Source organism: uncultured Mailhella sp., from assembly GCF_905187505.1.
Classification (GTDB): domain Bacteria; phylum Desulfobacterota; class Desulfovibrionia; order Desulfovibrionales; family Desulfovibrionaceae; genus Mailhella.
Genome location: NZ_CAJJIC010000098.1, coordinates 1 through 8,769, shown reverse-complemented (window position 1 = coordinate 8,769; position 8,769 = coordinate 1). Strand labels below are relative to the sequence as shown.

General features: G+C 58.1%; 8 protein-coding genes. 5 read left to right on the top strand and 3 right to left on the bottom strand.

Annotation, left to right across the window (positions count from 1 at the left end):
* Positions 1–182: hypothetical protein (locus QZZ60_RS08805; RefSeq protein WP_295640589.1), on the bottom strand; the 182-nt coding region annotated here is incomplete at its 3' end.
* A gap of 286 nt (positions 183–468) precedes the next feature.
* Here QZZ60_RS08805 and QZZ60_RS08800 point away from each other — a divergent pair.
* The 5 genes from QZZ60_RS08800 to QZZ60_RS08780 all read left to right on the top strand — a co-directional run bounded on the left by QZZ60_RS08800 (position 469) and on the right by QZZ60_RS08780 (position 4,986).
* Complete coding sequence (locus QZZ60_RS08800) at positions 469–747, top strand: hypothetical protein (protein WP_295640587.1); 279 nt, start codon at positions 469–471, stop codon at positions 745–747.
* A gap of 406 nt (positions 748–1,153) precedes the next feature.
* On the top strand, positions 1,154–1,759 hold the full coding sequence (ruvA, locus tag QZZ60_RS08795; RefSeq protein ID WP_295640585.1) for a Holliday junction branch migration protein RuvA: 606 nt from the start codon (positions 1,154–1,156) through the stop codon (positions 1,757–1,759).
* 24 nt (positions 1,760–1,783) lie between these two features.
* Positions 1,784–2,770: a Holliday junction branch migration DNA helicase RuvB gene (gene ruvB / locus QZZ60_RS08790; RefSeq protein ID WP_295640593.1), complete on the top strand. Its 987-nt coding sequence runs from the start codon at positions 1,784–1,786 to the stop codon at positions 2,768–2,770.
* Positions 2,771–2,869: 99 nt separating this feature from the next.
* On the top strand, positions 2,870–3,601 hold the full coding sequence (thyX, locus tag QZZ60_RS08785) for an FAD-dependent thymidylate synthase (protein ID WP_295640583.1): 732 nt from the start codon (positions 2,870–2,872) through the stop codon (positions 3,599–3,601).
* Between the two features lie 965 nt (positions 3,602–4,566).
* Positions 4,567–4,986 (top strand): MucR family transcriptional regulator, encoded by a 420-nt coding sequence (locus tag QZZ60_RS08780; protein WP_294446573.1) that lies wholly within the window; start codon positions 4,567–4,569, stop codon positions 4,984–4,986.
* Between the two features lie 578 nt (positions 4,987–5,564).
* Here QZZ60_RS08780 and QZZ60_RS08775 read toward each other — a convergent pair.
* Positions 5,565–6,068: a hypothetical protein gene (locus tag QZZ60_RS08775; RefSeq protein WP_295640581.1), complete on the bottom strand. Its 504-nt coding sequence runs from the start codon at positions 6,066–6,068 to the stop codon at positions 5,565–5,567.
* Positions 6,069–6,118: 50 nt separating this feature from the next.
* Positions 6,119–7,903 (bottom strand): Rne/Rng family ribonuclease, encoded by a 1,785-nt coding sequence (locus QZZ60_RS08770; RefSeq protein WP_295640591.1) that lies wholly within the window; start codon positions 7,901–7,903, stop codon positions 6,119–6,121.
* Positions 7,904–8,769 lie beyond the last annotated feature (866 nt).

Genomic DNA, 8,769 nt, shown 5'->3' with positions numbered 1-8,769 from the left:
TCACGCGGCCCTTCTGCGTTTAAAAGCTCCGCCCCAGAGAAGAATTTGGAAAGGAATTTTTCGACGGATGTTTTTTGCGGTCGTCTTTTCTGCTTCCGGGCGGAGCGGGCAGATGTCGGACCGGAAAACGACGGGCAATCTGGAGACGGTCCGAAAGGGTCGGGCATAGTTTTTTGCTTCATGTTTTTTCGGAACGTCTTTGCAAGGGGGGGGATGCCGGGGTCCCGGAGGGAACATTTCGCCACTTTCCGTGCCTGATCCTGCTGAGGTCTGCAAAGGCCCCGCTCCCGGGCATGGCTCCGCCTGAAGGAGCACTTCTGAAAACGATGCGCGCCTGATGCCGGTGTCTGATGCCGCCCATGAGAAGCGTCGGGGGGAACAGGAAAGAGGTCTCCGGCTGCATTTCTGCGGTGCGGGAAATCTGTTGCCGGAAAGGGCGGGCAAAGTTTTTTCTCCGGGGAGAAAAGAATGTTTTATGGCCAGGCAGGGCGGGCCGAAACTTCCGACGAGCATGCCGTGCATGTCGTCGATCCGGAGCTTCTGGTTTTCCGTGGAGCCGAAATGTCGTGTTTTCGATTGAAGGCATTTCCTGCATGGCATGCCATGGATGTGACAGTCTGGAGGACGTTTTTTGTTTTCATACTGTGGACCGATGTCGGATTTGAGCTGCCGCTCCTTGTCTTCGTGTTGCCTGCCGCATCGTTCGGTGCCCCATGGTTTAAAAAACGTTTCGCTCAGGCTGACTGAACCTGTAGTCGGGAAAACAGCCTCTGTGTTTGTTCTCTGACTTTCAGTAGTTTTTGTTTCTTTTATGATGACATAGGAAAAGAGGGACGGGAGAGAATCAAGGATCATTCGGCGCGGAGAACAAGCGGGCTCTCTTTATTTGTCCTGCAGCAGGCTCCGGAAGCGTCGGAGGGGGCGTATCTTGCGTTTTCCGCTATAATAACGTAGGCTATCTGCTTACATAAAAAGTAAATATTTCGCGCTATTAATATGCGCATACACGATAAGTCCGGCGGCCTTGAAGACAACATGAGGGGCAGAAGCCCGGAGAAATCCCGACTTCTGTTTTTCCTGCGCGGAATACGCGACTTCTGAGCGTTCATGGCAGCGGGGGGAGCGTGATTTCGGAACGGCAACGGGAGGTTGTATGCTTGCCTACATGGAAGGAAGGGTGCTGGAGCGCACCGAGAACAGTTGCGTGCTGGTGACGGCCGGCGGCACAGGCTACGAGATTTTTTTGCCGGAACACGCGCTGGCGCAGCTTCCGGCTCAGGGCGGCACGGCTTCCTTCTACACCAGCTTCATCGTTCGGGAGGATGCGCAGGAGCTGTTCGGCTTTCCTTCCTGGGACGAGCGTCAGACCTTCAATCTTCTGACCGGCATCAACCGTGTGGGCGCCCGCACCGCGCTGGCCATACTTTCCCGCTTCCGGCCCGACGATCTGCGACGCATCGTGGCCGAGGATGACGCCGCAGCGCTCACGCAGGTTTCCGGCATAGGAAAGAAGACGGCGCAGCAGATTTTTCTGGAACTCAAGTACAAGTTGAAGGGAGAATCTTCCGTTTCTCTGGCTGCGGCCGTGGCGGGGAGGCCTTCAGTGTATCGTGACGCGCTTACGGGTCTTGCCAATCTGGGCTATGATGAAGACACGGCCGGGCAGGTGCTCAGAAAGGTTCTGGAGAACGACCCTGAACTTGACGTGGGCGAAGCCCTGCGCGCCGCGCTGAAGGCGCTGGCCGGAGGAAAAAAGTAAATGGCTGAATTCGTACCCAAGAGCATGGCACAGGATTGCGCCGATGAAAATATCCGCCCTCAGCGTCTGGAAGACTTCATAGGTCAGGAGGAGCTGCGCGCCAATCTCCGCGTGTATCTGAACGCGGCGAAGGAGCGCGGTCAGTCCATGGATCATGTGCTTTTCTACGGCAATCCCGGTCTCGGCAAGACCACGCTTGCCCGCATCATGGCCGCGGAACTCGGCGTCAACCTCGTCACGACTTCCGGTCCGGTACTGGAACGAAGCGGAGATCTTGCCGCCATTCTGACCAATCTTTCCCGGCACGACATTCTTTTTGTGGATGAGATCCACCGTATGCCCATAAGCGTGGAAGAAGTGCTGTATCCGGCCATGGAAGACTTCACGCTCGACCTCATCATCGGTCAGGGCCCGGCCGCGCGCACGGTGAAGCTGGACATCGAGCCTTTCACCCTGGTGGGAGCCACGACAAGGCTTGGTCTTTTGTCCTCTCCCCTGAGAGACAGGTTCGGCATCATAAGCCGTCTTGAGTTCTACTCCCCGGAAGAGCTTTCCCGTGTCGTGCAGCGCTCGGCGCGCATTCTCGGCGTGCAGGTCACGGAAGAAGGTGCGCTCGAAATCGGACGCCGTTCCCGCGGAACGCCCCGCATTGCCAACCGGCTGCTGCGTCGCGTGCGTGACTTCGCGGCCGTGTACGGAAAAGGCGTGGTCGACGGGGAGCAGGCAAGAGCGGCGCTTGAGCGTCTTGACGTGGATGAAGCGGGACTGGACGAGATGGACCGCAAGATACTTACCGTACTCATCGATCACTTCAATGGCGGTCCCGTGGGCGTGAAAACTCTGGCCGTGGCCTGTTCCGAGGAAATTCGCACCATAGAGGACATTTATGAGCCGTATCTCATCCAGTGCGGCTTCTTGAACCGTACGCCCCGCGGTCGAGTGGCGACACCCAAGGCGTACAAGCATCTCAATCGTCTGTACGGCGGAACCATGCAGGGCAGTCTTATCTAGGCTTCCTGAACGCGTTGCCGCTGGCCATGAACATCATGATGTGCCGCGTGCCTTTCGGGGAACGCGTCGTTCGCCGCGCCCGGCGAACAGGAGGAGAACATGTCCGAAGTCAAAGCCCGCGTGGAGCTTCTGGCTCATACGCCGGAGCCGCTTTCTCTCATTTATGCCGCCTTTCGTCAGTGCTATCACGCCGGAGACGTGGCGGATATGTGGCCGCGCCTTCTTGCCGGCGACATCACGCGCGAAAAGCAGGCCGCCTTTGTGGAAGGCATCATGGCCTCAGGGCATGCCAGCCCCATTGAACACGTAAGCTTTACCTTTGCCGTTTCCGGGGTGTCGCGCGCTCTTACGCATCAGCTCGTCAGACATCGCATTGCCAGCTACTCGCAGCAGAGCCAGCGCTATGTGGACGCTTCTAACATGAACTATGTCATGCCGCCCTCCATTGCCGCCAATCCCAGGGCAAAGGCCCGTTTTCTGAGCTTCATGGAAGAGGTGGGCAGCGCGTATCGCGACCTCAAGGAAATGCTCGAAGAGGACGGCCGCAGGGCTTCGTCCTGCGAAGACGCCCGGTTCGTGCTTCCTCAGGCTGCGGCGTCCAGCATCGTGGTGACCATGAACTGCCGTACTCTGCTCAATTTCTTTGAGCATCGCTGCTGCACCAGGGCCCAGTGGGAAATCCGGGGCGTGGCGCGCACCATGCTCGGCCTGTGCCGGGAAGTGCTTCCGGAAGTGTTCCGTCATGCAGGGGCGCGGTGTGAGAGGCTCGGATATTGTCCCGAAGGGGAAAAGTTCACCTGCGGGCGTTATCCGCTTCCTGATCGTCGCTGACGGCGGAAAAGCTGTCGGTTTGAAGGGAAGGCGTCAGCCTTCCTTTTTTTTTGCGTCGCATGAGGCGGCTGAGGTCCGTTTTCCGACGAAAAAATTTCCCCTGCGAGAAGGGCGCGGGGAGAAGGATGTGCGTCATCCTGCGGCGTTTTCAGGCCGTTGCGGAAAACGCTGCCGCTGCCATGCCGTTTGTCAGCAGGGGAGTGACGGAAGCCCGCTCCGACGCGGGGGGATTGGGCATCCGGTCCACGGGGCGGTTCCATGCCCCGGGCAATCTGGACGTTCATAGGCGCAGAAGAACCGCTTCGATGTTTTATGAATGATGCTGATTACGGTACTTCAGAGGCGTTTTCCGCTTGTTTTGCAAATTTTGTGACCGGAGATTCATGATTCGGACAAACAGCCCGGAAATGAGCGGCAGAAGGGATGTTTTCAGCCGGAGGCGATGTGAAGCTTTTTTAGTGATCGGCGCGCGGGAGACGAACCATGATCCGATGCAGGCGGAGCATGCGGCAGAAGCGGCAGGCTTTCGGGCGGGAGCGGGAATCCGTGAAGTGGCCTTCTGATTTTTGAGCGGTCTTGTTATTGCGATGAGGTTTGAATATTGAATATAGTCCCCATGCATTACATTTTCCTGCACGTGAAAGGGGAAGGGAGAACGTTGGTCGGAGGGACAAATGTGACGGATACGTCGAGCACGGCATACGCAGCAACCCATTGCATACGCGGAGATTCCCGGCTGAAGAGCCTTGTATATGAAATGGGAATGTCATTTTCTCTTTCTGACCGTTTTTCTGGACAAGAGTCGTTGAGGCGAGGTTACGCATGGGTGAATTTCATTGCGGCACTAGGGCAAAATGAGTGCCCGGTCTTTTATTTTTTTTAGTGTTCTTTTTTCTTTCATGCATTTGACAGAAGTCTGAATTGCGTTTACATCTGATATATTATTTTCTTACAAGGAGGTCTCTATGGAAGATTATCTCAAACATGCCATAGAACTGGTCAAGGCACAGGCTTCCGTCCGTGTCATGTCCGAAGATGAAATGGCGGAAATGATTTCCTCGCTGTCCAGCAAGCTGAAGAAGCTGGATTGCTGTGAAGAAACCGAGGAAGCGTGCCCTGCCGCTGAGGCTCCTGCCATTGATCCCAAGCGTTCCATCAAGGAAAAGAGCATCGTCTGCCTTGAATGCGGCAAGACTTTCAAGGTCATTACCAAGAAACATCTTATCCTCCATGGGCTTGATGCCGCCTCCTATCGTGCGAAGTGGGGCTTCAAGAAAGGTACGCCTCTCACCTGCAAGGAACTGCAGCGCGCCCGTCGTCAGAAGATGAAGGACATGAAGCTCTGGGAAAAGCGCGCCATGGCTCGTGAAGCGGCGGCGAAGTAGGGCAGCGGCCCCATGCATTCTTTTCATCATTCCTCTCACGGGAAGGCCGGTTTCGAAAGAAGCCGGCCTTCCTTGAGGAAGGATGCGGAGCCTGTTCAGATGGGCGTTTTGCAGGGGCTCACGCGCCTTGAGGGGCATCAGACGGAAGAAGTTCCATCTTTTGAGCAAGGGGCGATGTGAACGTCGGTACTGCGGGTTGCGGGAAGGGATATTTTGTCCGGCAGGGGCCTTCCTTGCTTTTGCAGAGAAGAGCGGGCATGGCCGCTTTTGTTGTTTTGAGTCGGCAGGGCGGCTCTCATGGCCGGGAATGAAAAACTGGGACGGCGTGGCGCGTCATGCCCGGGGGCGTTTTGTGATGAAACTGCCCGGTCGCGTCGGAAGGAAAGGTCGGCGCGGCCGCGGATGGTCTGCCCTTCGGTGCATTCGGTCCGTGTTCGCCGTCAGGCATGAAAAGAGCGGGACTTCTCAAGAAAGAGAAGCCCCGCTCTTTTTTGTCGGGATAAGGCGTGTCGGCTTGAAGGGCCGGAGCCCGGTCAAGAAGGATGAGCCGCCCCGGCCATAGCAGCGCTATGCGCGTGTCATGCCTGCAGCAGATCTGCTGCCTTGTCGAGCAGAAACGAAAGCGCCGAGGCCAGTGCGCGAAGAATGTCCACCGCCGCTTCTTTGAGCACGGGCAGACCGGCCTTGGCCCCTTCTTTTGCGGCATGGGCCAGTGTCTGCGCCGCATCCGCCGAGTGTTCCATCAGCGTTTTTCTCGGAAAAAGGTCGGGCGCAATGGTGTGCCCCGCCTGATTCACGGCTTCGGTAGCCTTGTCTCCGAGTGCGCGTCCTATGGTTTCCAGCTTGTCGAAAAGCTCGTCGAGCTCTTCCGGCGTGAGGCCCACGCGTCTGTTTCGTTCGATGATGGGCTGTATTTCCTTTTCAAAGATGACGGGAGGAAGTTTTCCTTCCAGATTCCTCAGCGGCGCGTCGTTGATCTCGCGGGAGGCGGAGGAGGGAACGGGAATTTCCTTCTGCTGCCTTTGATGGACGTAGAAACAGCAGAGGGCGAGAGTGACGACGATGAGCAGTTTTTTCAGCATGGAGCATCCTGAAAGAAAGGCCCCGTCTCCAGTGAGGCGGGGCCTTCATGTTACTTCAGCCGGATTTCTATGTGTACCCCGTATTTTTCCTCAAGCGCGGCTATGCGGTCGCGTTTGCGGTTGAGCAGGTACAGGGCGAGCTCCGTATCGCTTTCGTAGATGAAGGTGGAAGGTTCGGAAGACTTGTCGTTCTTCCTGTTCTTGCCGTTGTCGAGGCTGCGGCAGAGCTTGCTCTGCAGATCTCGCAGCGCCTGCAGGGACTGCCATTCCATGTTGCGGCGCACGCCCGTGCCGTGACAGTAGGGGCAGGGCTCGCAGGAAATGGAAATGGCCGATGTTCCGGTACGCTGGCGCACGAGCTCCAGCAGACCGAAGGAGCTCATGTGGCCCACGTCATGACGGGCGCGATCCTTGCGCATGGCGTTTCTCAGGGTGCGCTCGACTTCGCGGCAGTGGTTCTTGTCGCGCATTTCGATGAAGTCGATGACCACCTGTCCGCCGATGTCACGAAGGCGAAGATGCCGGGCAATGGCTTCGGCGGCTTCCATGTTGGTGCGGAAGACCATGGCTTCGAAGTTGGTCTTTCCCTGCGTCTTGCCGGAGTTGATGTCGATGGCCATGAGCGCTTCGGTCTGGTCGAAGACGAGGCGGCCGCCTGAGGGCAGCACAACTTCGCGGCTCGTCACGGTTTCCAGCTGCTTGAGCAGGTTGAAGCGCTCCCAGAGGCTCTGGCGCTGATCCTTGTGCAGCTTGACGATTTCGCCGGCTCTGTCGGGGAAGATGAGTCTGGCGATGTCTTCCACTCGAGCCTTGGTGGCTTCGTCGTCCGTCCATATTTCGACGATGTCCTCGGAGAGGTAATCGCGCACGGAACGGGTGGCGAGGTCGGCTTCCTGATAAATGAGGGAAGGAGACTTTTCCGTGGGCGCCTTTTTCTGGATGTCCTTCCAGAGCTTTTTCAGGTACTGCAGATCCTGCTGGATGCTGGCCTTGCTGGCTCCCTCGCTGGCCGTGCGTATGATGACGCCCATGTTTTCGCCGGGCTGAATGCCGTTCAAGAGGTCCTTGAGGCGGGCGCGCTCTTCAGGATCTTCCACCTTGCGGGAAACGCCGATCTGCTCCTGTCCCGGCGTGAGCACGAGAAAGCGCCCGGCTATGGAAATCCATGTGGTGAGGAAGGCTCCCTTGGAGCCGGAGGGTTCCTTGACCACCTGCACCAGGACTTCCTGTCCCACCTTCAGCACCTTCTGGATGGGAGGATACTTGGGGCCGTGGGAGGCGTCGTGCGGCACGAGATAATATTCGGGATGCACTTCGTCGATCTGCAGAAAGCCGTTCTTTCCGTTGCCGAAGTTGACGAAGGCCGCCTGAAGGTTGGTGTCGATGTTGTTGATGACGCCCTTGTAGATGTTGCCCCGGATTTTTACCTGATGGGCCATTTCCACAAAGTATTCGGTGACCTGTCCGTCTTCGGTAATGACGACTTCCACCTGTTCGTCGGGGACGACGCTCACATAGAGCACGCGGCGGGGATGCGCGGCTTCTTCGACCTCGGCCTTCTTTTCATTCCGGACGGCAGATGCGCGTTCTTCCTTCTGCTTTTTGTTCCTGCGGTTCTGGCGTCCTTCCTTCTGGGCGGTCGGCGAGGGCATGTCGATGCGGTTGCCGTTGACGGCGGCGTCGAGCGCGGCGAGATCCTCTTCGGCCATTTCGCCGGAAGCAAGGGGAAGTGCCACGGGCTGACCGGGCAGCGCGGGCTGCGGACCGTCATCTTCGGGAATGAACTCTTCGTCGCGACGGCCGAGAGCCACGCCGAGCACGCTGTCGTTGAGCATGGCGGCGTTGAAGTCGAAGTCCTCAGGAATGACGGGAACAGGCTGCGTGTTGCGGCGGTTCTTTCGGTTGTTGCGGTTCTTCCGGTTGCCGAAGGGCGTGTCGGACACCATGGCCTGGGACTGATCGTAGAAGCCCTGAGGGTAGGAACCGGACAGATAGGGAGAAGCGTTGGACACGGGCTGTGCATCCCGGTTCCTGCGGTTTCTGCGGGACCGGGAATGCTGACGGCCGTCTTCGGGAAATTCGCCGGGATAGGGCAGAATGTTGGTTACGATGCCGTCGTCGAACCAGGCCTGCTCGTTCTGCTTTTCTTCGGTCTTGTCTGCCGCGTCGGCCCGGTTGCCGATGTTGTCGTCGTCCGAAGGCTGCCCGGACGCGGTTTCAGCTTCGGGTTGCCTGCTTTCGACGGCTGCTCTGGAGCGGCGTTCGCTGCGCTTTTTGTCGGCAGCGGAGGCAGCCTCGTTCTGAGCGAGAGACTGCGAGTCGTTCGTGTCTTCCGAGGTCACGGAAGAGGGGGGAAGCATGTCGTCGAGCACCAGAGCGGAGCCGAGATGAATGACGTTTTCCTCCTCGGAGGTGTTTTGGGCGCTCTGCTCGGCTGGCGCTTCAGCTTCCGGCGCGTTCTTCCGGGGAGCGCGGCGCGTGCGGCGCTTTTTTTCCGCAGCGGCAGGAGTGCTCTTGCCGCTTTCTTCGGCGGGGCTTTCCTGCGCGTTTCCGGCAGCGGACTTTTCTTCGGCCCTGGCCGCGCTTTTTCTGGTGCGCCGCGTTTTTTTCGGCTCATCGACGACTTCGGAGCCTGTGGATTCGTTCGTCACGGAAGAGGGGGGAAGCATGTCGTCGAGCACCAGAGCGGAGCCGAGATGAA